The 22705-nt window shown below is 72.9% G+C and carries 19 protein-coding genes; 8 read left to right on the forward strand and 11 right to left on the reverse strand.

What is annotated here, in order from left to right:
- Positions 1-132: 132 nt before the first annotated feature.
- Positions 133-324, reverse strand: a complete 192-nt coding sequence (locus tag OEIGOIKO_RS25525) for a DUF397 domain-containing protein (protein ID WP_125055973.1) — start codon at positions 322-324, stop codon at positions 133-135.
- 13 nt (positions 325-337) lie between these two features.
- Positions 338-1186: a Scr1 family TA system antitoxin-like transcriptional regulator gene (locus OEIGOIKO_RS25530; RefSeq protein ID WP_125055974.1), complete on the reverse strand. Its 849-nt coding sequence runs from the start codon at positions 1184-1186 to the stop codon at positions 338-340.
- A gap of 244 nt (positions 1187-1430) precedes the next feature.
- Between OEIGOIKO_RS25530 and OEIGOIKO_RS25535 the strand changes: the two genes are divergently transcribed.
- Positions 1431-1877 (forward strand): ATP-binding protein, encoded by a 447-nt coding sequence (locus tag OEIGOIKO_RS25535; protein ID WP_125055975.1) that lies wholly within the window; start codon positions 1431-1433, stop codon positions 1875-1877.
- A gap of 52 nt (positions 1878-1929) precedes the next feature.
- On the opposite strand, the gene OEIGOIKO_RS25540 is transcribed toward OEIGOIKO_RS25535, so the two are convergent.
- Both OEIGOIKO_RS25540 and OEIGOIKO_RS25545 read right to left on the reverse strand, forming a co-directional pair.
- Complete coding sequence (locus OEIGOIKO_RS25540) at positions 1930-2685, reverse strand: hypothetical protein (protein ID WP_125055976.1); 756 nt, start codon at positions 2683-2685, stop codon at positions 1930-1932.
- A gap of 43 nt (positions 2686-2728) precedes the next feature.
- A complete protein-coding gene (locus tag OEIGOIKO_RS25545; protein WP_125055977.1) occupies positions 2729-4201 on the reverse strand; it encodes an LCP family protein in 1473 nt (490 codons plus the stop codon).
- Between the two features lie 285 nt (positions 4202-4486).
- On the opposite strand from OEIGOIKO_RS25545, the gene OEIGOIKO_RS25550 reads away from it, so the two are divergent.
- The 3 genes from OEIGOIKO_RS25550 to OEIGOIKO_RS25560 all read left to right on the forward strand — a co-directional run bounded on the left by OEIGOIKO_RS25550 (position 4487) and on the right by OEIGOIKO_RS25560 (position 8394).
- On the forward strand, positions 4487-5545 hold the full coding sequence (locus OEIGOIKO_RS25550; protein ID WP_125055978.1) for a glycosyltransferase family 2 protein: 1059 nt from the start codon (positions 4487-4489) through the stop codon (positions 5543-5545).
- Between the two features lie 276 nt (positions 5546-5821).
- The gene (locus OEIGOIKO_RS25555; RefSeq protein ID WP_170251852.1) at positions 5822-7252 is read left to right on the forward strand and encodes an MFS transporter; all 1431 of its coding nucleotides are present in this window, start codon (positions 5822-5824) and stop codon (positions 7250-7252) included.
- 35 nt (positions 7253-7287) lie between these two features.
- Positions 7288-8394 carry a polyprenyl synthetase family protein gene (locus OEIGOIKO_RS25560; RefSeq protein ID WP_125055980.1) on the forward strand — a complete coding sequence of 369 codons (1107 nt, stop codon included), beginning with the start codon at positions 7288-7290 and terminating at the stop codon, positions 8392-8394.
- Here the strand turns inward: OEIGOIKO_RS25560 and OEIGOIKO_RS25565 are convergent.
- The 4 genes from OEIGOIKO_RS25565 to OEIGOIKO_RS25580 form a co-directional block, all read right to left on the reverse strand.
- Positions 8382-10313, reverse strand: a complete 1932-nt coding sequence (locus OEIGOIKO_RS25565) for an LCP family protein (protein WP_125055981.1) — start codon at positions 10311-10313, stop codon at positions 8382-8384. The two genes, OEIGOIKO_RS25560 and OEIGOIKO_RS25565, sit on opposite strands and share 13 nt — an antisense overlap.
- 110 nt (positions 10314-10423) lie before the next feature.
- Positions 10424-12238, reverse strand: a complete 1815-nt coding sequence (locus OEIGOIKO_RS25570; RefSeq protein ID WP_125055982.1) for an LCP family protein — start codon at positions 12236-12238, stop codon at positions 10424-10426.
- Positions 12239-12466: 228 nt separating this feature from the next.
- Positions 12467-13804, reverse strand: a complete 1338-nt coding sequence (locus tag OEIGOIKO_RS25575) for an LCP family protein (RefSeq protein ID WP_125055983.1) — start codon at positions 13802-13804, stop codon at positions 12467-12469.
- Between the two features lie 410 nt (positions 13805-14214).
- Positions 14215-14967 carry a TIGR03089 family protein gene (locus tag OEIGOIKO_RS25580; protein ID WP_125055984.1) on the reverse strand — a complete coding sequence of 251 codons (753 nt, stop codon included), beginning with the start codon at positions 14965-14967 and terminating at the stop codon, positions 14215-14217.
- Between the two features lie 127 nt (positions 14968-15094).
- Between OEIGOIKO_RS25580 and OEIGOIKO_RS25585 the strand changes: the two genes are divergently transcribed.
- From OEIGOIKO_RS25585 to OEIGOIKO_RS25595, 3 genes are all read left to right on the forward strand, one after another.
- On the forward strand, positions 15095-16603 hold the full coding sequence (locus OEIGOIKO_RS25585; protein WP_125055985.1) for an N-acetylmuramoyl-L-alanine amidase: 1509 nt from the start codon (positions 15095-15097) through the stop codon (positions 16601-16603).
- A 73-nt stretch (positions 16604-16676) separates the two neighbouring features.
- Entirely contained in the window at positions 16677-17759 is a 1083-nt protein-coding gene (gene manB / locus OEIGOIKO_RS25590) for a mannose-1-phosphate guanylyltransferase (protein ID WP_125055986.1), read from the forward strand.
- Between the two features lie 162 nt (positions 17760-17921).
- A complete protein-coding gene (locus OEIGOIKO_RS25595; RefSeq protein WP_125055987.1) occupies positions 17922-18836 on the forward strand; it encodes a DNA-3-methyladenine glycosylase family protein in 915 nt (304 codons plus the stop codon).
- Between the two features lie 33 nt (positions 18837-18869).
- Here the strand turns inward: OEIGOIKO_RS25595 and OEIGOIKO_RS25600 are convergent, their stop codons facing one another.
- The 3 genes from OEIGOIKO_RS25600 to OEIGOIKO_RS25610 are packed head-to-tail and all read right to left on the reverse strand — an operon-like array spanning position 18870 to position 21709.
- Entirely contained in the window at positions 18870-20246 is a 1377-nt protein-coding gene (locus OEIGOIKO_RS25600; RefSeq protein ID WP_125055988.1) for a coenzyme F420-0:L-glutamate ligase, read from the reverse strand.
- On the reverse strand, positions 20243-21199 hold the full coding sequence (cofD, locus tag OEIGOIKO_RS25605; RefSeq protein WP_125055989.1) for a 2-phospho-L-lactate transferase: 957 nt from the start codon (positions 21197-21199) through the stop codon (positions 20243-20245). The genes OEIGOIKO_RS25600 and cofD overlap by 4 nt, the downstream gene beginning before the upstream one ends.
- 12 nt (positions 21200-21211) lie before the next feature.
- Positions 21212-21709, reverse strand: a complete 498-nt coding sequence (locus OEIGOIKO_RS25610; RefSeq protein WP_125055990.1) for a cysteine dioxygenase — start codon at positions 21707-21709, stop codon at positions 21212-21214.
- A gap of 691 nt (positions 21710-22400) precedes the next feature.
- On the opposite strand from OEIGOIKO_RS25610, the gene OEIGOIKO_RS25620 reads away from it, so the two are divergent.
- The gene (locus OEIGOIKO_RS25620) at positions 22401-22664 is read left to right on the forward strand and encodes a WhiB family transcriptional regulator (RefSeq protein ID WP_003983763.1); all 264 of its coding nucleotides are present in this window, start codon (positions 22401-22403) and stop codon (positions 22662-22664) included.
- The last annotated feature ends 41 nt before the right edge of the window (positions 22665-22705 follow it).

A 22705-nucleotide genomic window follows, 5' to 3' on the forward strand; every position in this document is an offset into this window, starting at 1 on the left:
AGCGCCTCTCTGGTGACCGTCTCAATAGTTGTACGTCTAAAGAGTGAGACTGCATGTTCCAAGGATTGATACCTGCACTGAACGACAAACCCCCATCGCGGCGGACGGGGGGCGGTCGCAGGGGGGCAGGGGTCAGGTCATGTCGTCGAACTCGCCTTCCCTGGCGCCGGCGAGGAAGGCGCGGAACTTGGCGCGCGAAGTGCGGACCACGACATGCGGGGCGTCGCTCTCGCGCATCAGTATTTCGCCCTCATGCGTGGCGATTTCCACACAGTTGTCCTCTGCGTCGGTCGACTTGGACGACTTCCGCCACTGAATTTCCACTGTCTCCAGCCTCCTACGCTTGTTTTGCTATTTGACGAATGAAGTCGGCCGACTTCGCGGGGGACAAAGATCGCTCTTGCGTGCGGTCGAGAACGGCTCGGTAGTTGGACAAGCGTGTTTCCGCGTCCAGAAACGTCGGGCCCGTCGGGATGTCGGTCTGCACGGTGTCCAGCTGCGGTACGGGGCCGTACGCGTACAGCGTCGAGCTTCCTGCGTTGGGGAAGCCGGCGCCGAACGGGATGATTCGAACCTCGACGTTGTCCCGGTCCATCTGTTTGAGCAGGTACTCGCGTTGGGTGCGGGCGACCGCGCGTCCGCCGAACTCCATCCGCAGGGCGGCCTCATGGATCAGGAAGGTGCACGAAGGGGGCGTCACGCGGTCGAGTACGTCCCGTCGCCTCAAGCGGTGCGACAGGCGACGGCGAAGGGCGGCAGGCTCAAGGGGTGGAACGGCTTCCTCGAAGACGGCGCGAGCGTAGTCCTCGGACTGGAGCAAGCCGGGCATGTGCATGATCTGCACTGCTCGCAGTGCGACCGCATGATGTTCCAGTTCGGCGAGGTCGAGAACGCCGCTCGACAGGTCGTTCCGGTAGTCCTCCCACCAGCCGTGTATGCGCTCCTCGGTCATGGCTGCCAGTGCGTCGACGTAGTGGGTGTCCGGGCAGGCGTAATGCGTCGCCCACTGGCGTACGCGCTCACCGCTCACTCCGAACCGCCCGGACTCGGTGTTGCTGATCGTGGTCCGGTCGGTGCCGAGCAGGGTCGCGGCCTCGCCCAGTGCGAGACCGGCGTGCTCGCGCATCTTGCGCAACTCGGCCCCTACGCGGCGTTGCCGCGCGGTTGGCGCCTTTCTTGGTGGCATCGGGCCCCTTTCGGCTCCGTCTCAGTGTGGACCGTGTACCTGCGTGGGTCCACGGCGTTCCACCTTTCGTGCAGAGGGGTACAACAAGTGAGACGGAGGCGCTACGGTCATCGCAACACCGCGCCGCATCTCGGACCGCCGAAGTGCAGCCGCTCGCACGCGCCTTCGGGCGTGCCCCTGAAGAGCGGCCAAGGACACAGCAGCGGCGAGCGGCGCGTGTCGGACCGCGTTGGGAGACGTAGCCATGACTCTCGCACCCCCCGCACCATCCCCTGAAGCACAACATCACTCGTTCCGGTTCGAATTGCCCTGCGGCAGCATCGCGCCGAAGATCGCCCGGACCGTCGTAAGTGAACTGCTGGCCCTGCTCGGCGCGGACGAACTCGCCGACGACGCACGCGTCTTGGTCAGTGAGCTGGTCACGAATGTCCATCTGCACACGTCCACGGCTGTCGTGCGCCTCGACGTGGCCGTACGCGCCACGTCCGTACGCGTGGCCGTGTGGGACGACGCCCCTCGTAGCCGACTCCTCAGCCTGCCTGCCCTGGTCGACGACGGGTCCGGGCGCGGCCTGCTGCTCGTTCAGGCGCTCGCGGCGCGCTGGGGCGTCTACCGGCCCAACGTCGAATCCCGCACCCGAAAGGGCGTGTGGTTCGCACTCGACAGAGAAGTGCGACTGCCTCGCGTGTGATCACGCCAGGAGCGACGCGGCGCCGGGCGCGGCGTCGCGGCGGCGCGGGCGGTCACCTTCCTTCGGGCCGGGGCGGGCCGAGTTCGGGCCGGGCCAGGTCGAGGGTCGCCTGGGCGTCGGTCGTGCGGGCGCCTTCCCAGAGCAGTACGCGGTCGGCGCCGGACTCGGCGAGGAGTTTCTCCGCGAGCCGGGTGTCGCTGCCGAGGGCGCGGTCCACGACGTCCTGGCCGCTGCTCCGTACGGTCCAGGTGCCGCCGTCGCGTACGTCGAGGCGCCAGCTGTAGCGGACGCGTTCGCGCAGGATGCGGTAGACGTACGAGGGCGTGACGGCGAGGTCGCGGGCGATGGCGGGCGTGTCGAGGCCGTCCGCCGCGGCCTCCAGGACGAGGCGCGGCAGGGCGGCTTCGGTGATCTTGTAGGCGCGGCGGATGCGGCCCGCCTCGGTGAGGGTGAGGTCGTCGGCGCTGATGTCGAGGTGCGGGACGGGGGTCGACCGGGCCGGTCGAGGCGCGGAGCCGGAGCCGGCGGCCGGGGTGGGGGCGAGGGCGTGGTTGAGGCGCTCCACGTCCGCCTGGAGTGCGGCTTCCTCCTGCTCCAGCCGGGCCCGCTGCGCGGACAGGCGAGCGGCTCGGGCGGTCAGGTCCTCGTGGCCGGAGTGCCGCGGAGCGCCCGGAGCGCCCGGAGCGCCCGGAGCGCCCGGAGTGTCCGGCACCTGGCTGTCGGGCTGTGCGCGCTGGAACTGCTGCATGACGACGGCGATCTGGTCGAGGAACCACCGGTCGCTGAGTGGTGATCGTTTTTCGTCCACGGGCGGGGACTGTACTGAGTACAGTCGGTCTCGGCAACCAGGTTCACGACCGGGTGCCCGGCGGTCCGGGGCACGCCGCCTCGTCGCCGGTCAGCGTCCCGAAGTCGCCGGCGCCCGTCGGCTGGGTCGGGTCGTCGGAGCGCACCCGGTGAACCGCCTTGAAGTCCTTGCCGACGGTGACCCGCAGCACCGCCCCCTGGCCGGGTACCTGGCGCAGGGCCGCCCCGGGCAGGGCGGCGGCGAGGGAGCGGACCGAGCGGTCCCAGCGCGGGTCGTAGGTGATCACGGTGCGCCGTACGCGGGTGGCGGCGTTGCCCGGGGTGCCGGTGGTGTCGAATCCGGTGGCGCGCAGGGACTTGTCCACCGCGCGGCCCAGTCCCGTCCGGCCCGCGCCGTTGTCGACCTGCACCCGGACGGTGGCGGGCGGTACGTCCACGACCGTCGCGCGCTGCCGGCCGGACCGCCGCACGGCCAGCGGCCGGTCCTCGCGCAGCGCCTGGAAGAGCTGCTTCGCCTTCTCCTCGTTCCACATCACGGTCGAGCCCACGTTGGGCACCTGGAAGTCGATGTCGCCCAGCGGCACGGAGGCGAACTCGGACGACGACGGGTTGAAGCCGCGCAGCGCCTGGCCGAGGTCGACCATCTCGTCCGCGCCGAACCCCTCGTCGGCCCGTACGGACTCCAGCAGCGCGTCGGTGATCTCCTTGAACTGGACCGGGTGGAGCAGCGCGCCGGAGCTGGTGATCTTGTGCATGAGCGCGGCGAGGAAACGCTGCTGGCGCTGCATCCGCCCGAGGTCGGAGGCGCTGTCCAGGTGCCGGGCGCGGACGTACTGCAGGGCCTGGCCGCCGTTGAGCCGGGAGCGCCCGGCGGGCAGGTCCAGGCCGCTGTAGCTGTCCTTCAGGGGGCGGTTGGTGCAGACGTGCACGCCGCCGACCGCGTCCACCGTCTTCATGAAGCTGGTGAAGTCGACCTCCAGGTAGTGGTCGATGTGCACCCCGGTCATCCGCTCGACGGTCCGGATGGTCAGGCCGGGGCCGCCCTCCGCGTATGCCGCGTTGAGCTTCACGGGGTGGCCGTGGTGGTGCTTGCCGGTGGTCCCGTCGGTGTGCGGGGGCGTCTGCGCGTACGAGTCGCGCGGCAGGCTGACCACGCTGGCGCGGTTCCGGTCGGCGGACAGGTGCACCATCATGATCGTGTCGGTGCAGTGGCACGGCTCGCCGCCCAGGTGGTACCGGCGTTTCTCCTCGGGGGAGAGCTTGTCCCGGCCGTCCGTGCCGACGACCAGGAAGTTCATGCCGTCCCCGCCGCTGTTGTCCGGCCGGTTGCCCAGGCCCTTGAAGGCGTCCACCCGGGCGATGCCGTCCTCGACGCCGGTGACCATGGCGTGCCCGACCCCGCCCGCGGCCAGCAGCAGCAGCGAGACGCCCGCGGTGATGCGCAGGCCCCAGCGGGGCCGCCCGTCCCGTCGCCGGTGACGGGCGCGCGGGCGGGACGAGCGGTGCGGTGCGGTCATGGGGACACCTCCGCGGCAGGGTCGGGGCGGACGGAGTGCGGGAGCGGAGTGGGGGAGGGGAGGTCGCGGTGGCGGGGACGGGAACGGGGGTGGATCGGCGGGGACGGGATCGGGGCGGGAGGAACCGTTTCCGTGGCCGGACGGACCGGCTCCGGACGGGATGGAGCGGGCCGGGTCACCGTAGGCCCATATGATCGGCTGTAAAGCACCACACGCCGGGCGGCGTCCCCAGGGCCACCCGCCTGCCGTCGGCCCCCGTCCCCCATAAGCGGTAACGTGACCGCGATGAACGCCACGCCACCGCAGCAGCTCCCGGCCGTCTCCGTGATCATGCCGGTGCTCAACGAGGAACGTCATCTGCGCAGCTCGGTCCAGCACATCCTGGAACAGGAGTACGCCGGTGAGATGGAGGTGGTGATCGCGCTCGGCCCCTCGACGGACCGTACGGACGAGATCGCCGCCGAGCTGGTCGCCGAGAACGCCGCGAACGAGCGGGCCAGTGTGGTGACCGTGCCCAACCCCACGGGCCGCACCCCGGCCGCCCTGAACGCGGCGATCAAGGCCTCCCGCCACCCGGTCGTGGTGCGCGTCGACGGCCACGGCATGCTCTCGCCGAACTACATCGCGACCGCCGTCCGCCTCCTGGAGGAGACCGGCGCGCAGAACGTCGGCGGCATCATGCACGCCGAGGGCGAGAACGCCTGGGAGGACGCGGTCGCCGCCGCGATGACCTCCAGGATCGGCGTGGGCAACGCGGCCTTCCACACGGGCGGTGCCGCGGGCCCGGCCGACACGGTCTACCTGGGCGTCTTCCGGCGCGAGGCGCTGGAGCAGCAGGGCGGCTACAACGAGGAGTTCATCCGCGCCCAGGACTGGGAGCTGAACTTCCGCATCCGCGAGGCGGGCGGGCAGGTCTGGTTCTCGCCCGAGCTGAAGGTGCAGTACCGGCCGCGGCCCAGCGTCCGCGCGCTGGCCAAGCAGTACAAGGACTACGGGCGCTGGCGCCACGTCGTGGCCCGCTACCACTCCGGTTCGATCAACCTGCGGTACCTGGCGCCGCCGACCGCCGTGTGCGCCATCGCGGCGGGCGCCGTGGTCGGCGCCCTCGTCACGCCGTGGGGCTTCGCCGTCCCGGCCGGGTACCTGGCCGCCATCGCGGCGGGCTCGGTCCCGGCGGGCAAGGGGCTGCCGCTGAAGGCCCGCGCCCAGATCCCGGTCGCCCTGGCGACCATGCACATGTCGTGGGGCTGGGGCTTCCTGACCAGTCCGCGGTCGCTGGCCGAGAAGGTCATCGCCAGCCGCCGCCCGGCGGTGCCGGCGCCGCAGCCGGCCGCCGCGGAGTGACCGCGCGGGCGGCCCGCGCGTCCGGCTTACGGGGCCGCGTCCTCAAGGACGCGCCCCGCCGGGTGAGCGGGCTGCCGCGCCTTTTGGGCCCCGCCGTACGGTCCGCGTCGCCGCACCCCGCCGTACGGTCCGCGCCGCCGCGCGCCGCCCCTCCCGTATCGCCCGCCACTCCCGTCACGGCAGTTAACGCGGGCTGGGCACAGGCACCCCGGCGCGGCTACGATGCGTGTCACGATCATCACGTACCGTGCCCGGCGATCGGCTGGAGGTGCCCCCGTGCGTCCCTGGGCGGCGCTGGTTGTCCTGCTGTGCGGCACGTTCCTCGCCAACCTCGATGTCTTCATCGTGGTGGTGGCGATGCCCGCGCTGGAACGGGACCTGGGTGCGGACGGCAGCCAGCAGCAGCTCGTCCTCGCCGGTTACCAGCTGGTCTACGCGCTCGGCCTGGCCGCCGGCGGCCGACTGGGGGACGCGCTGGGCTCCCTGCGGGTCTTCGGCCTCGGCATGGCCGTCTTCACCGGCGCCTCGGTCGTCTGCGGGGCGGCGCCCACCACGGCCGTCCTGGTCCTGGCCCGGCTGTTCCAGGGCGCCGGTACGGCCCTGATGGTGCCCCAGGTCTACCGCGCGGCGCGGACCCTGTTCACCGGCGCGGCGCAGCGCCGGGCGTACGCCGCGATCGGCGCGGTGATGGGGCTCGGCGCGATCGGCGGGCAACTGCTCGGCGGCTGGCTGCTGTCGGCGGACGTCCTCGGCCTCGGCTGGCGTGCGGTCTTCCTCGTCAACGTACCGGTGGGCGTCCTGGCGCTCACCCTCCTGCCGTGGGCGGCGGGCGGGCACCCGCCCGTACGCCGCGAAACGGTGCGTGCCGACCTGCCCGGCCTGGGCCTCGCGGCGGCCGCGCTCGGGCTGTTCACCCTCCCCCTGGTGGCGGGCGGCACGGGCGGCATGGTCTGGTGGGGGCCGGCCTGCCTGGCCGCCTCCGTCCCGGTCGCCGCCTGCTTCCTGCGCCACGAACGCGCGCTGGACGCCCGGGGCGGCTCCCCGCTCGTACCGCCGCGGCTGCTGGGGCTCGACGGCTTCCGGCGCGGCATCGTGCTGATCGTGCTGGTCAACTGCGGGCTCGCCGCCTTCGTGCTGATGCTCGGGCTGCTGCTCCAGAAGGGCCTGCGCTGGAGCCCGCTGGCCACCGGAGCGGGCATGGTGCCGGCCGCGGTCGCGTTCGCCGCCGGCTCGCTGATCGCGCCGCGGCTGGCCCGCGGCGCGGAGGTGCGGCTGCTGGTCCTGGCCTCCCTCGCCGCGACCGCCGGATACGCGGGCTGCGCCGTGGGCGCCCTCGGCACGGACCCCCGCTGGCTGCTCGGCGCGGTGTGCGCCGTCGGCGGCGCGCTGGGCCTGTGCGTCACCCCGGCCCTGTCCGTGACCCTGCGCACCGTGCCGGAGCCGGTCGCGGGCGCGGCGTCCGGCGTGGTCTCCACGGCCCAGCAGCTCGGCGCCGCGCTCGGCGTGTGCGTCTACGGCTTCCTCTTCTTCGCCCAGGTGCGCGCCACGGCCGACGTGGTAGCCGCCTTCGCGGTCACCACCACCGCGCTGACCACGACCTCGGCGGCCGCCGCGGTCCTCGCCCGCGGCCTGCCCCCGGCTGCGGCCCCCGCCGGCCTGCCGGAGGACGCCCTCGGCGCACCGGCGGCGCGCGACCTCCCGATGTGACACCGGACCGATCCCCCGACCGTACGGAGACACGCTTGTCCCCCCATTCCCGGTCCGCCGCCGCGCGGCCGAGCCCCGAAGCCCGGCTCGCCGAGACCGCCCCGCAGGTCAGCCGGTACGTGGCCGGGCTGCTCGACGCCTACCGGCCCCGGTACGCGCACCTGCGGCCCGCGCTCGAACGGCTCGTCACCCACGGCAGGCGGTCTCCCCTCGAATGCGCGCTGCCGCTCCTCGTGCACGGCGCTGTCGCGGGCACCCTCGAACCGGCCGTACCGGTGGCCGGGGCACACACCCTGTGGTGGCGTGCCGCCAACACCTTCGACGACGTGTCGGACGGCGACACCGGCGCCCGGCTGTACGGCGGCGCCCCGGCGGCCGTCATGACGGCGGCTCTGGAATGCGGCTACGCCCTGCCCTTGCGCGCCCTGGCCGCCCTGCCGGTGCCCGGGCCCCTGCGCGAGCGCCTGGCTGCGGACTACCTCGACGGCTGGACCGCCGCCTGCGACGGGCAGGTCGGTGACCTCCTCGGCACACCGACCGGGACGAGCCCCGAGGAAGTGCTGACGGTCTACCGGCACAAGAGCGGCGCGGTCTACGCCATGGCCGCCACGATGGCGGCCCGCCTCGCACTCGGCGCGGACGGCGCGGACGACCCGCGGGCCGCCGCCTGGGGAGAGTTCGGGCAGGCCGTCGGGATACTCGCGCAGTTCCGCAACGACGAGGACGACCTGCGCTCCGGCCAGAGCGAGGACCTCGGCAACCGCACCGCCACCTACCTCCTCGTCCAGCTGCTGCACGCGGCCACCGGCGCGGACCGGGAGCAGGCGCTGCAACTCCTCGGCCGGGCCGCCGACTCGCCCGCCGACCGCCGCCGGCTGGCCGCCATGATGTTCGCCCCGGACGTCCTCACCCCGTACCGGCGCATTCTCGCGGACGTCCACCAGCGCGCCCACGCCCTGCTGGACACCCTCGCCCCCGCATCACCCTTCACCGCGTCCCTGCACCGGCGCGTAGACGACGAGGTGCGGACCACCGCGAACGCCTATGCGCCGGCGGGCCCGCACGGCGCGCACTGCACCCTGCCGCCGGGCCCTGCGGTGCCGCCGGGCCGTACCCGGCCGCGGTCCGGTCAGAAGGTGTAGGCGGGGTTCACCTTCATACAGGCCTTCTTGTCCTCGCCGTTGAGGGCGTCGGCGCTGTCCGGCGCCTTGTCGGCCTCCTTCTTGTCCTCCGCCGGCTTGGGGAACGACGTCCCCTTGCGCCAGTCGTTGCCGATCACCAGCCGCATGCTGGTGGCCGAACGCGACTCCTTGACCGCGTCCTTGGGCAGGCCGAGGGCCTTCGCGAGGGCGAGGGCGTCACCGCGTCCCTCCTTGGCCGGGTAGGTGATCGTGGTGTCGGCCTGGGTGGTGAGACGGGAGTCCGTGGCGGCGCTCGTGTAGCCGAGGGACGCCAGGTGGCCGGCGATCACGTTCGCACGGCCGGAGACCGGGCCGGTGACCGTGCTGTTGGTGCCGTTCTGTACGACGACGTCCAGCTTGTCCTTGGCCGTCGTCGGCTGCGGGTCGGGCGCGGGCTTCTTCTTCTTCTTGTCCTTGCCGTCCAGCGCGGTGTCGTTGCGCAGGAGGGAGAAGGTCTGCTCGGCGTCGCCCGGCTTGGGTACGACGTACTCGCCGCCCGCCGCGTACTGCCACGGCATGGTGACCATCGTGATCCGCTCGGTCGGCACCCGCTGGAGGTCGCCGCCCAGGTCGTACAGCTTCTTGACGCTGCCCAGGCCCTCGTCCACGGTCAGCGCCTTGGTGGCGGCCTCGGCCAGGTCGCGCAGCTTCAGCGGGTCGGTGAGCTTGGTGCCCGCCTTCAGCTCGCGGACCATCGAGTTCATGTACATGTGCTGGGCCTTGGCCCGGCCGATGTCGGTGTTGTCCTCGAAGCCGTACCGGGTGCGCAGCCACTGGAGGGCCTGTACGCCCTTGACCGAGTGGGTGCCCGCGGTGAGCTTCAGGCCGCTGCCGTGGCCCTTCTTGTCGTGCGAGTAGACGTTTTTGTCCACACACACGGGTACGCCGCCGATCGCGTCCGCCATGTCCACCACGCCGGCGAAGTCGACCATCATGAAGTGATCGATGTAGATGCCGGTCAGCTCCTTCCAGGTGGCGACGGTGCAGCCGGGGCCGCCGTGCTGGAGCGAGGTGTTGATGGCCGCGGTGGTCTGCGGGTAGACCTTGCCGTCGTCCGGGTCCTTGCATTCCGGGATCGGCACGCGGGTGTCGCGCGGGATCGAGATGACCGACATGTTGCTGCGGTCGGCGGAGACGTGCAGCAGCATCTGTACGTCGGCCAGCGGCTTGCGGTCCGCGTCCTGGCGGGCGCCGCCCAGCTCGATGTTCTTCTCGCTGTTCCGGCCGTCCGAGCCCAGCAGCAGGATGTTCAGCGGCGTCTGCCCGAAGGCGTTCGGCTCGGGTTTCTCCAGGCCGCCGGAGCCCAGGTCGAGGGCGTCCTTGCGGAGGTTGCTGTTGAGGTGCTCGTAGTACCAGTAACCGGCGCCGGCCGTGCCGACTATCAGCACGGCCAGGGTTATCGCGCTCCAGCGCAGGACGCGCCGGGTCGTGCTGCGGGGTCTGCGCGCGCGGCGGGTGCCCTTGGCTTCGGGCTCGGAGCCGTCGGCGGGGGAGGAGCCGGGGGCTGCCGCGTCCTTGAGGGCGGTGGCGGTGGCGGATGTCCCCGTGGCGGCCGTACCGGCGGCGGCCGCGCCGGCCGGGCCCGCGACACCGCCCGTGATCACGGGCGGACCCGTCATCCCGCCGGTGATCACCGGCGGGACGGCCGCGCCGCCGCCCGCCGACGGCGTGCCGGTGACGCCGGGAGCTACCGGGGCGGCAGGAGCGTCCGGAGCGTCCGGAGGGGGTGTGCCCCCTTGGCCCGCCGGTTCCGGCGCACCGGGCCCCGGCGTACCGTTCCGACCGTTCCCGTTCCCGTACAGGCTGTCGTCCCAGCCCAGATCCTCGGCGTCGGGCCGGCGCCGTTGTGGCCCGTCGCCACGCGCACTGCTGTGCCGCATTGGGTTTCTCCCCCGTCAGTCGGCGCCGGTCACGGCGGCCGGGGCTCGCTTGGTCTTTCCGGCTGCCCCGTGCAGCCGCGGACCGGCCGGGGAGCCCGGCCGGTGTCCGGCTACTTGGCGCAGATGTTCTGGTCGTCGGCGTTCACGTTCTGCACGCCGTCCGGCGTTTTCGTCGGCGCCTCGATCGACTTGCCCGGTCCCTCGAAGTCCTTGCCCAGGATCAGCTTCATCGGGACCTTGGGTCCCGCGTCCGCGGTGGTCTTCTTCAGCGCGCTCTTGGGCAGGCCCATCCAGTCGGCCAGGGCTGCCGCCTGGTCGGCCTGGTTCGGCGCGTACTCCAGCCGGGTCGCGGCCAGCTTCGTCGGCGCGTTGCCGGCGTTGGTCGACAGCTTCGCGGCCTTGCTGTTCTGCAGCCAGTCCACCGTCTCCTGGGCGGCACCGATCGGTCCGCCGCCGTTGCTGACGTCCACCCGGACCTTGTCGGCCGGGGCCTTGGGAACCTTCTTGTCGTCCGACGTGCCCTTGCTCTTCTTCTCCTTCGTCTTGGACAGCGAGTGGTCGGCGCGGATCATCTGGAACAGCGGTCCGGCCTTCGCCTCGTCCAGTACGACGGTCGCGGGGTCCTTCGGGTTGTCCAGGACGGGAACTGTGGCGAAAGTGATGTTTTTGATGTCGACCCGGCTGAGGTCCTTGGCGAGGTCCACCAGCTTGCCCGCGCTGCCGATCCCGGTGTCCACGGTCAGCGCCTTGGTGGCGGCCTGGGCCAGGTCGTAGAGCTTCGGCACGCTGGTGAGGGTGTCGCCGGACTTCATCTTGCGGATCATCGAGCTGAGAAACTGCTGCTGGAGCTGGATGCGGCTCAGGTCGCTGCCGGTGCCGACGGAGTGCCGGGTCCGGACGAAGGCCAGCGCCTGCTCGCCCTTGACGATGCTCTTGCCCGCCGGCAGGTGCAGATGGGACTTCGGGTCGTCGATCGGCTTCGCGGCGCACACCTCGACGCCGTCGACCGCCTCCGACAGCTCCTTGACCGCGTTGAAGTCGGCCATCATGAAGTGATCTATGGACAGGCCGGTCATCTTCTCGACGGTGCGCCAGGTGCAGCCGGGGTCGCGGTCCTCCTGGCCCAGGCTCGTGTTGAAGCGGACGTTGCGCTGGCCCGGGATGGTCCGGGTGGCGCCGTCCTTCTTCGTCGGGCAGTCCGGAATGTCGGTGATCATGTCACGGGGGATGCTCAGGGCCGTCGCGTTGGAACGGTCCTTGGAGATGTGCATCAGGATCGTGGTGTCCGCGTGCCCCACGCTGCCCGCGTCGCCGTAACCCTGGTTGCCCTTGCCGGAGCGGGCGTCCGTGCCGATGACGAGGATGTTGACCGGGCCGTCCTTGACCGCCGGGTTCTCCTTGCCGACATCGACCTTGGAGATGTTCCCGTTCAGCTGCTGGTACAGGAAGAACGCGCCGCCGCAGCCCGCGACGAGGACGAAGCCGAGCGCGCCGGACGTCCAGTAGAGCGCCTTCTTCTTCGTGGACTTCTTCGGCTTGGGCTTACGACGGCTCGGCGCGCCGCCGCCGGGCGGCGCGGAGCGGTTCCCGGCCCGCCGGTCGCGCTGCGCGGGCAGTTCGCGGGTGTCGGTGTCCCGGCCGGGCGCACTGCTTCCAGAACCGTTTTGCCCCGTACGGCTGCCGGGCCGCCCCGAACCGCCGCCGGGCTGTCCCGTACCGCTGCCGGGCGCGGGCGTGCCCCGGCCCCCCTCGGGCCGCGGCGTGCCGCGGCCGCGTCCGGGCGCCGGCCCCTTGCGGCCGGCCGGCTGCGTCGCCGGGGCGTCGCCGGGGTCCAGCCGCAACTCGTAGGTGCCGGTGTTCGGGTCGAACACCCACTGATCGGCGGGATCGATGTCGTCCCCTCGCCCACGGCCTTGCGCGTCCACGGTGCCTTGTGTCCTCCGTCGGTGCCACGCGGCGCCTCCCCCTCAAGGCGCTCGGTCGGTCGGTTGTGCAATGCGCGGTCAGCGTGGTCGTGCGGACCGGATCGCTCACACTATCCGCCCGGTTCGGCGTCGAGCGACGCCCGTGACACATTCCACTCCCCTACAACTGGGCAATTCACCCCATCTTTTCGACAGCTTTCGATCGGCCGAGCGTATTTTTGCTGAGCTTTAGCGGCAGATCCCGCGTTCGGCGGTGGTTCCCCGGAACGTGGGTGTCGCGGACGGGAGGGCGGAACCGTCCGGCCCGTCGCCCGTGGAATCCTCCCGCGATCCGGATGCCGGGCGCGGGGAATGCGGCGCGTCCGCCCTGCCCCGCGCCCGGCCCGGTACGGCGGACGCCGCGGGGGCGGGCGAGGGGGTCGCCGAAGGGGGCCGCACGGTCACCGGGCGGTCCTTGTCCAGCTGCCGGAAGAGCTGGTCGGCGTCCGGCTGGACGAGTTCGTCGCGGTCGGTGTCGTAGCGGTACTCCCGACGCGGAACGGTCAGGAACTGCACCTTGTCGGTCGGAATGCTGCGCATACCGCGAACCCATTCGTACAGACCCCGCAGTGACGCCAGCCCCTCGTCCGTGGTGAGGGAGCTGGTCGCGGCGTCCAGCAGCGGGTAGAGCCGCCCGGGGTGCAGCAGGACGCCGTTGCTCTGGACCTTGTTCACCAGCGCCGCCAAGAACTGCTGCTGACGCTCCATGCGCATGGTGTCGCTGCCGTCGCCGAGGCTCTTACGGGCCCGGACGTAGCCGAGCGCCTCCTCCCCGCGCAGTGTCTGCCAGCCGGCCGGCAGCCGCAGATGCGCCTCGTCGTCATTGACGGGGCGTTCCAGGCAGAGGTCGACGCCGTCCACCGCGTCCACCATTTTCTTGAATCCGGCGAAATCCACGATCATGTGGTGGTCGATGCGAATGCCGGTCATCTTCTCGACCGTACGGATCGTGCAGGCCGCCCCCGCGAACTCGAACGCCCAGTTGAACTGGATGAATTGCGGCACCGACTGCTTTCCGTCGGAACGCTTGCAGGCGGGAATGCGCACCATCAGATCGCGCGGGATGCTGACCGCCGTCGCGCTCCTGCGGTCCGCCGCCGCGTGCAGCAGGATCGCGGTGTCCGAGCGCTGGGTGCCGTTGTCCTCGCCGTACTTGCCGTTGGACTCCCCGGAGCGCCGGTCGGAGCCGATCAGCAGGACGTTCTCCGCGCCCCCGGGCTCCGACTTGGGCCGCTCCGCCTCGTACTTCTCCAGCTCGTTGCGGGTGTCGTGGTCGGTACGGATGTTGCCGTCCAGCTTGGTGTAGAGCAGCCAGCCGGTGCCGGTCGCGGCCAGCAGCAGCCCGGCGAGCCCGAGGGCGGTCCAGCGCGCCCACCGCCGCCTGGGCCGCGGGCCGGTGGCCGTCGCGCCGCTCTCCGCCGTGAGGTCCAGCGGCGGGGCCGCGGGCGGGGCCGGGCGCGCGCCCGGCGCGCCGTCGGCGTCCCGCCGGCCGGGCCTGCCGGAAGGGTTCTCCGGGCTGTCGCTCACGTGTGCGTCCCCATCCCTCCGGAGTCGGCGTCCCGCCCGCGCGGGCCACCGTCCGGGGGCGGACGGGCGGGCCCGCAAGGGCGTCCGTATCCCAAGATCATGGCCCGCCCGGGGCGTACCGGCCCCTCACGGAGGGTCAGGTGTGCGCCGGACGGGGGACAGGGCGGGGGAGGCCCGGGGCGGGGGCGCGGCCGGGGCGTGGACCTCGGCCGGGGCATGGACCTCGGACGGGACGACGTGGACTCCGGCCGAGGCGTGGACCGACACCGGAGCGCGGACCTGGCACGTCCGGATGCCGACGCGGCGCCCCGGACCTGGCACGTCCGGATGCCGACGCAGCGCCCCGGACCCGGTACGTCCGGATGCCGGGCCGACGTCCCGGACCCGCGCCGAAGACGCGGGACGGCCCGTCAGACCGCGCGGTGCGTGACCCGTTCGCTCTCCTCGCGCTGCGCCAGGCCGTCCGCCGCCAGCCGGTCGAGGTTGCGGCACAGGACGACCGAGCCGCCCGCGGCCAGCGGGGCGAGCAGCCCGGCGGACAGGCCCGCCCAGCTGTCGTACGGCAGGCCGGACAGCAGCCGGGACCCCTCGGCCAGCCCGCGCTCCGCGGCGTCGGCCAGCGCCGCCGTCACGACCTCGGCGCCGGTCAGCTCCCGGCCGTCCACGGCGAGTGCCGGGTCCTGCGGGGAGACCGGCGCGTACGGCGCGAACCGGTCGCCCTGGCTCGGCACCTCGACCGCGTAGTCCGCGAAGCCCTGCGGCGCCTGCGGGAAGCGGCCGCCCAGCGGGCGCAGCGCCAGCGCCACCCGCTCGCCCGTGCAGGCGCGGGCCTCCTCCAGGGTGTCCGGGCCGCTCACGACGAGGTCCGCCGCGCCCGGGTCGCCGCCGACGTCCGCGACCACGCCGACCGAGGAGCAGGCCAGCAGCCAGACGGCGGTCTGCCAGTGCGCGGGCAGCAGCAGCGCCAGGCGGTCGCCGGGTTCGGCGGCGAGGTCGCCCTGGAGGTAGTTGGCGGTCTTCGCCACCCAATTGGCGAAGGTGGCGACGGACAGTTCCACGCGCTCGCCGGTGGCGTCGTCGTAGAAGGTCACGAGCGGGCGGGCCGGGTCCGCGGCGAGTGCGGAACGCAGCAGGTCGGCGGGGGTGCGATCGGTGGTGTTCATCGGCGTCAGGGTACGCGCGGGGACGGGTGCCGGTCAGCCGGACGGCGGGCGGGTACGGGGCACCCGGGCCGACGCGCCGTCAGTTTCATGAATGGCATGTTATGTCCCATTCGTTCACGCTTTCTCCATGCGTGCCATTCTTGCTACCTCGATCGCCGTGACGTGCACCGCGGCCCTCGCCCTCCCGCTCGCCCTGCCCGCCGGGGCGACCACCGCAAGCCCGGCCGGGGCATCCGCCGCCGGTACGTCCGACGGGCGGCCCGCACCACGGGCCGGACAGCCCGGACATCCCGGTCAGCCCGCACAGCCCGGACAGCCCGCACAGAGCGGTCAGAGCGGCCAGAGCGGCCGGCGGTCCGCTCAGGCCGCCCCCGCCGGCATCCCCGGCAGCACCCGTTCCCTGCCCCTGCGCCCCCTGCACACCTCGGACCGGAGCGCGTCCTCCGGCGCCCAGGGCCGGTCCGCCCGCGGTGTCGCCCCGTTCTCGATGGTCGGCGTCGTCTGGGACGACCCGGCGGCCGAACTGCACGGCGACGTCCAGGTCCGTACCCGCCCCGTCGGCGGCACCGGCTGGTCCGGCTGGCAGGACGTCCAGGCGCACGACGACGACGCCCCCGACCCGCGGGCCGCCGGGCGCCGGGGCGGCTCCGTACGGGGCAGCACCGCACCCCTGTGGGTGGGCCCCTCCGACGCCGTGGAACTGCGCGTCCTCCCGGAGCGCGAGCGGGAGCGCAGCGGCAGCGGCCGGACGGCCGCACGCCGGTCCCTGCCCGCCGGGATGCGCCTGGAGCTGGTCGACCCCGGCCGGGACACTCCGCAGGTGCGGGCGGCACGGACCGGCGAACAGCCCTCCGGCGAGGGCCGCCCGAAGCCGCCCCGCAACTCCGGAAGCGTCGGCTCCGCCCTCGACGCCCTGCTCGGCGTCTTCCGCCTCCCGGCGCTGGGCAAGCCCGCCGGCCCCGGCGACGACTACGACGACGAGCCCACCCCCCGCCCCACCGCCACCTCCCGCCCCACCACCCCCCGTTCCCACATCGGCCCGCGCCCGGCCATCGTCACCCGGGCCGGCTGGGGCGCCGACGAGCGGCTGCGCGAGCGGCAGTTCGCGTACACCAGGACCGTCCGGGCGGCCTTCGTCCACCACAGCGCCACCGGCAACAACTACACGTGCCGGCAGGCCCCTTCGGTGCTGCGCGGCATCTACCGCTTCCACGTCAAGAGCAGCGGCTGGCGCGACATGGGCTACAACTTCCTCATCGACAAGTGCGGCACCGTCTACGAGGGCCGCGCGGGCGGCGTGGCCAAGCCGGTGATGGGTGCGCACACCCGCGGTTTCAACCAGAACAGCATGGGCATCGCTGTCCTCGGGGCGTTCGAGAACGCAAATCCGTCCGCCGCGTCCGTGTCCGCGGTGGCGAAACTGACGGCCTGGAAGCTCGGCCTGTACGGAGTCGATCCGCGCGCCGTCACGACCCTGGTGTCCGGCGGCGGCAACCGGTTCCCGAAGGGCACCAGGGCCAAGCTGCACGCCGTCTCGGGGCACCGGGACGGATTCAACACCAAGTGCCCCGGCGACCGCCTGTACAGAAAGCTCGGCACCGCGCGCAATTCGGCGGCCCGCCTCCAGGGGCGCTGAAAGACTGTTCGAAAGAATCTGCCTACACTGGTCCGCCGACCGGCCGACCCCAGCAGGAAGCAGAGACGACAAGGTGACTGAAGCGATCCTCCTGGTCGGCGGCAAGGGCACCCGGTTGCGCCCGCTGACGGTGCACACGCCCAAGCCGATGGTCCCGGCCGCCGGTGTCCCCTTCCTCACCCACCAGCTGGCGCGCGCCCGCGCCGCGGGTGTGGAGCACATCGTGCTGGCCACGTCCTACCTCGCCGAAGTTTTCGAGCCGTATTTCGGCGACGGGTCGGCGCTCGGCCTGCACCTGGAGTACGTCACCGAGGAGGAGCCGCTGGGCACCGGCGGCGCCATCCGCAACGTCGCCTCCCGCCTGCACTCGGCGCCCGGCGACCCGGTCCTGATCTTCAACGGCGACATCCTCACCGGACTGGACATCGCGGCCCTGGTGGACACCCACCGCACCACCGGCGCCGACGTCTCGCTGCACCTGACCAAGGTCGCCGACCCGCGCGCGTTCGGCCTGGTGCCCACCGACGCGACCGGCCGGGTCACCGCCTTCCTGGAGAAGCCGCAGACGCCCGAGGAGATCGTCACCGACCAGATCAACGCGGGCGCCTACGTCTTCGACCGCTCGGTCATCGACACCATCCCGGCCGGCCGCCCGGTCTCCGTCGAACGCGAGACCTTCCCCGGTCTGCTGGAGAGCGGCGCCCACCTCCAGGGCATGGTCGACTCCACCTACTGGCTCGACCTGGGCACCCCGCACGCCTTCGTCCGCGGCTCCGCCGACCTGGTGCTGGGCCGCGCGCCCTCCCCGGCCGTCCCCGGCCGCTGCGGCGACCGCCTGGTCATGGACACCGCCGACGTGGCGCCCGACGCCAAGATCACCGGTGGTTCGTCGGTCGGCCCCCGCGCCCGGGTCGGCGCGGGCGCGCGCATCGACGGCAGCGCCGTCCTGGAGGGCGCGGTCGTCGAGCCGGGCGCCCGCGTCCGCGACTCGCTGATCGGCGCCGGGGCGCGCATCGGGGCGCGCACGGTGCTGGAGGGCGCGGTCATCGGCGACGGCGCCCGCATCGGCGCCGACAACGAGCTGCGGGACGGCATACGGGTGTGGTGCGGCGCCGAGATACCCGAGGCGTCGGTCCGCTTCTCCTCCGACCAGTAGGCCGGAGGACGGAGGCCGGAGGACGGCACACGGGCACCACCCGGGAGGCCGCCGGCGGCCGCCCTAGGACCCCCTCCGAACCCCCTTGAGACCCCCGCCCCCGGACCCCCTCCGGAACCTGCGCCCCCGCCACCGCCCACCCGCATCACTTACCCTGGCCGGATGCCCGCCCCCCTCCGCCGCACCTGGTCCCCACCGGGCCCGTACGACCTGCACCGCACCCTCGGTGTGCTCGGCCGCGGCCCCGGCGACCCGGCGTTCCGGGTGGTGGACGGCGCGGTCCGGCGGGCCAGCCGTACGCCGCAAGGGCCGGCCACCTTGTGCGTACGGGCCCGGCCCGGCGCCGGACAGGTCGAGGCCGAGGCATGGGGGCCGGGCGCCGAGTGGATGCTGGACGGGCTGCCCGCCCTGCTGGGAGAGGGCGACGACCCGGCGGCCTTCACCCCGCGCCACCGCCTCGTCCACGAGGCGCGCCGCCGCCATCCCGGTGTACGGCTCGCCCGCACCGGCCTGGTCCTGGAGTCGCTGATCCCCTCGATCCTGGAGCAGAAGGTCACCGCCGACGAGGCGTACCGCGCCTGGCGCCTGCTGCTCCAGCGGCACGGCGAGCCCGCGCCCGGCCCGTTCGAGCGGCTGCGCGTGATGCCCGATCCGCGCGGCTGGGCGCTGATCCCGTCGTGGGAGTGGCACCGCGCGGGCGTCGACCACAAGCGTTCGGCCACGATCCTGCGGGCCGTACGGGTCGCCCGCCGCCTCGAAGAGGCCGCGGCCATGGACCTCCCGGACGCCCTGCACCGGCTCCAGCTGGTCCAGGGCATCGGCCCGTGGACGGCCGCCGAGGCGCTCCAGCGCTCCAACGGCGCGCCGGACGCGATCACCGTCGGCGACCTGCACCTGCCGCGCATCGTCGGCTACGCGCTGACCGGGCGGCGCGACGGCACCGACGAGCAGATGCTCGACCTGCTCGCCCCGTACGAGGGACAGCGGCACCGCGCCGCCCGCTTCATCCTGCTGTCGGGCCGGACCCTGCCGCGCCGCGCCCCGCGCTTTCCCGTCGGGGACATCGCCCGGCTGTAGCGACGGCCGGGCGGCGCCCCCGCGCGTACGGACTCAGCGCACCACCACGAAGTCGTCCCCCGAGCGGTCCGGCCGCGGCCGGGGCGGTGCCGCCGGGCGGCCCACGGCCACCGCGCCCATCGGGTCCCAGTCCGCCGGCAGGTCCAGCGCCTCCCGTACGACGTCGCGGCAGAACATCGTCGAGGACACCCACGCCGACCCCAGCCGCTCCCCGGCCAGCGCGACCAGGAAGTTCTGGATGCCGGCGCCGCCCGCGACGACGAACATCTCCCGCTCGGCCGCGCTGCGCCGCGTATCCGGATACGTGTGCGAGCCGTCCATGACCAGACACGGCACGACCAGGTACGGCGCGTTGCGCAGCACGTCGCCCCGGCGCACCCGCTTGGCGATCGACTCCTCGCTGAAACCGTCGCCGCGCAGGTCGGCGATCCAGGCGTCCCGCATGGCGTCCAGCAGCCCGGTGCGGGCCTCCACGGACTCCAGCAGGACGAACCGCCAGGGGGTGGTGTGGTGCGGCGCGGGCGCGGTGACGGCCGCGGCGACCGCGCGCCGGACCGCGCCGGGGTCCACCGGGTCGTCGGTGAACTCGCGGACCGTACGCCGCAGGGTCACCGCTTCCCGTACGGCCTCGGAGGTGCCCAGCCGGAACATGTCGTTGGGGCCGGAGCGCACCAGGTCGCGGGCCCCGGCGTCGTCCGGCTCGCCGTCCGCGCCGTCCTCGCGCACCACGTGCGGCAGCCCGCGGACCACCGCCACCGGCAGCCCGGCCGCCTTGCCCTTCACCAGGTCGCCCGCCGCGGCCAGTTCGTCGGCGGTGGCGACGATCGTCGCGCTGAGCGGGTTGCCGTACGCGTCCGTGCCGCCGCGCAGGTCGTCCAGCACCCGGACCCCGGCCGCGCCGATCGCGACATCGGTCAGCCCGCTGCGCCACGGCCGCCCGAAGGTGTCGCTGACGACGACACCGACCCGTACGCCCAGCGCTTCCCGCAGTCCGTCGCGGATGGCGCGCGCCGAGGCGTCCGGGTCCTCGGGCAGCAGCAGGACGGTGCCGGCCGGCGTGTTGGAGGCGTCGACGCCCGCCGCCGCCATGACCAGGCCCTGCCGGTTCTCGACGATGCGCAGGGTGCCGCGGCGCGCCACGACCCGTACGGTCTCCTGGTCGATGGCCGCCTCGCGGTCGGTGGCCTCCATGATCCGGCCCTCGGCCTTGCTGATGATCTTCGAGGTCACCAGCAGGACGTCGCCGTCGGCGAGACCGGGCAGTCCGCCGGCGGTGGCCGCGGCCGCGATGATCTTGGCGAGGTCGTCACCGTCCCGCACCTCGGGGATGCCGGGCAGCGCCCACACCCGGTAGGCAGGGGCCGCCCCGGGTGCGCTCGCGGCGTCCGGCGCGGGCTCGGAGGCGCTCACGCGCGGACCTCCTCGGCCAGCGCCAGCGCCGCACGGGCCATCGCGGCCGTCGCGTCCAGGTCCGTCATCATCAGCGGTACCGCCTGACAGCGGATGCCCGCCTCCTCGACCTCGGGCACCGCGCCCGCGTCCACCGTGTCGACGAGCCAGCCGTCCAGCAGGCCGGAGCCGTAGTGCCGGGCCACCGCGGCCGCCGTCGACTCGACGCCGACCGCCGCGAGGACCTTGTCCGCCATCCCGCGCACCGGCGCGTCCCCGACGATCGGCGACAGCCCGACCACCGGCACCCCGGCGTCCGCGATCGCCTCGCGGATGCCCGGCACCGCCAGGATCGTGCCGACGCTCACCACCGGGTTGGACGGCGGGAAGAGCACCACGTCCGCCTCGGCGATCGCCTCCAACACGCCCGGCGCGGGCTTGGCCTGCTCGGCGCCGACCGGCACCACCGCGTGCGCGTCCACCGAGGCGCGCAGCCGTACCCAGTACTCCTGGAAGTGGACGGCCTTGCGCTCGCCGTCGACGTCCACGGCGACATGGGTCTCGACCCGGTCGTCGGACATCGGCAGCAGCCGCACGCCCGGCTTCCACCGCGCGCACAGCGCCTCGGTCACCGCGCTGAGCGGGTAGCCGGCGCCGAGCATCTGGGTACGGACGATGTGGGTGGCGAAGTCGCGGTCGCCCAGCCCGAACCACTCGGGCCCGACCCCGTACGCCGCCAACTCCTCCTTCACCCGGAAGGTTTCGTCGGCCCGGCCCCAGCCCTGCTCCTCGTTGATGCCGCCGCCGAGCGTGTACATCACGGTGTCGAGGTCGGGGCAGACCTTCAGCCCGAACAGATGGATGTCGTCACCGGTGTTGCCGATGACCGTGATGTCGGCGTCCGGCGCCGCTGCTTTCACACCCCGCAGGAAGCGGGCGCCGCCGATGCCGCCGGCGAGAACCACAATGCGCATGGTCCCAGCATGTCAGCCGGTGACCGCCTCGTGGGAGGCGCCCGCCGCGCACCGGGCGCTGTGCATCGGCATGTCGGTCAGGCCGGGGAAGTACACGTGCAGGCTGACGGCGGGGACGAGCGCGGTGTTGACGACCTCGTGGACGTACCCCGGGGCGAAGACGCGCTGGGCGCCGGCCGTCAGGGTCCGATTCCCGCCCGTGGCGCGCTCGTTCAATTCGCCTTCCAGGACGGTCAGTACGCCGGAGGAGGGGCCGTGGTCGTGCCGTCCGCTGCCCTGTCCCGGCAGCCAGCTCAGCAGCCACACCTCGTAGCCCGGTCCCCGGCGCAGCCGGTGGTACCAGCGGGTGGTCGCGTCGTAGCGCACCAGCGGGGCCCAGGCCGCGCGGTCGGCGGCGATCTCGCGGGCGAGTCCGGCGAAGCCGGCGACGGTGGCGGGGTGGGCGGGGACGGGCGGGAGCAGGTGCGGGATCGCGAGCGGGTCGCCGGCGATCTGGACGTCGCTGTTCATGTGCGGGATTTCCTCGGCAGGGTGCTCAGGTGGCGCAGATCAGATGACGCGGAGGGGGTGCGCCGCGGCGCGCGGGGTGCGCGCGGCGGGCACGGAAGCCGTGCGGCGGGGTGCTGCGGGAAAACAGGAAGCTGGAGCTCGGTGGCGTCAACAGCTGGAACAGCGACAGCGGGCCTGGGCAGCGCAGCGGGACCCGTAGGAACGGGTCAGGCGGAGCGCAGGAATCGCTGGCATGCATGCAAGGAGACCGGGTACTCGGCCTCGTGTCAACCGGGTGTCTGTTTTGGGGGATATGTTTCACCTCATCCGGTTACTGCGAGCGGCGAAAGGTTTGTGCAGGCGAGGTGCTGAGCACACGGGCGACAACCGCGCACTCCTGTGCGCCGTTGCGGTCTCGTGATCTGAATGTGACCTGGCCCGCTTCGGCGGGCGTGGTGCAACGGCTGTGCCGCCCGTCGCGTCCTTGGGTGTGAGAGGGAAGTTACGGGTGATGCGGGTGAGGAAGTGTCCTGTTTTTTGCCGATTTGAACACTTTCTGCATAGGCTTGGTTCCGCAGAGTGAATAAGGGGCCCAATAGCAGATCTCGGCTTGACTGGCCCGGATCGGCACACTTGTAATTTCACTCGTGTCGTTCAGCCGTCATCGGTAACGGCTGCATCACGGGGACGCAAAGACAGACGAGGGGCGCACATGACCGAGCTGTTCCAGGAATTGCTGGTCGAAGAGGCGGACGAGGAGCTCGGCTGGCAGGAGCGCGCGCTGTGCGCCCAGACCGACCCCGAATCCTTCTTCCCGGAGAAGGGTGGCTCCACCCGCGAGGCCAAGAAGGTCTGCCTCGCGTGCGAGGTCCGCTCCGAATGTCTCGAATATGCCCTCGCCAACGACGAACGCTTCGGCATCTGGGGCGGACTGTCCGAGCGCGAGCGGCGCCGGCTCAAGAAGGCAGCGGTCTGACGTCCAGTGCGACGGCCCGGCCGCCGGGCCACCGATTCTCC

The sequence above is a fragment of the Streptomyces paromomycinus genome, assembly GCF_003865155.1.
GTDB lineage: Bacteria > Actinomycetota > Actinomycetes > Streptomycetales > Streptomycetaceae > Streptomyces > Streptomyces chrestomyceticus.

Bases quoted from the DNA above. Each gene is read 5' to 3' on its own strand.
- OEIGOIKO_RS25530 (WP_125055974.1), bottom strand. From the start codon at position 1,186: ATGCCACCAAGAAAGGCGCCAACCGCGCGGCAACGCCGCGTAGGGGCC.
- OEIGOIKO_RS25535 (WP_125055975.1), top strand. From the start codon at position 1,431: ATGACTCTCGCACCCCCCGCACCATCCCCTGAAGCACAACATCACTCG.
- OEIGOIKO_RS25545 (WP_125055977.1), bottom strand. From the start codon at position 4,201: ATGACCGCACCGCACCGCTCGTCCCGCCCGCGCGCCCGTCACCGGCGA.
- OEIGOIKO_RS25550 (WP_125055978.1), top strand. From the start codon at position 4,487: ATGAACGCCACGCCACCGCAGCAGCTCCCGGCCGTCTCCGTGATCATG.
- OEIGOIKO_RS25565 (WP_125055981.1), bottom strand. From the start codon at position 10,313: ATGCGGCACAGCAGTGCGCGTGGCGACGGGCCACAACGGCGCCGGCCC.
- OEIGOIKO_RS25580 (WP_125055984.1), bottom strand. From the start codon at position 14,967: ATGAACACCACCGATCGCACCCCCGCCGACCTGCTGCGTTCCGCACTC.
- OEIGOIKO_RS25585 (WP_125055985.1), top strand. From the start codon at position 15,095: ATGCGTGCCATTCTTGCTACCTCGATCGCCGTGACGTGCACCGCGGCC.
- OEIGOIKO_RS25595 (WP_125055987.1), top strand. From the start codon at position 17,922: ATGCCCGCCCCCCTCCGCCGCACCTGGTCCCCACCGGGCCCGTACGAC.
- cofD (WP_125055989.1), bottom strand. From the start codon at position 21,199: ATGCGCATTGTGGTTCTCGCCGGCGGCATCGGCGGCGCCCGCTTCCTG.
- OEIGOIKO_RS25610 (WP_125055990.1), bottom strand. From the start codon at position 21,709: ATGAACAGCGACGTCCAGATCGCCGGCGACCCGCTCGCGATCCCGCAC.
- OEIGOIKO_RS25620 (WP_003983763.1), top strand. From the start codon at position 22,401: ATGACCGAGCTGTTCCAGGAATTGCTGGTCGAAGAGGCGGACGAGGAG.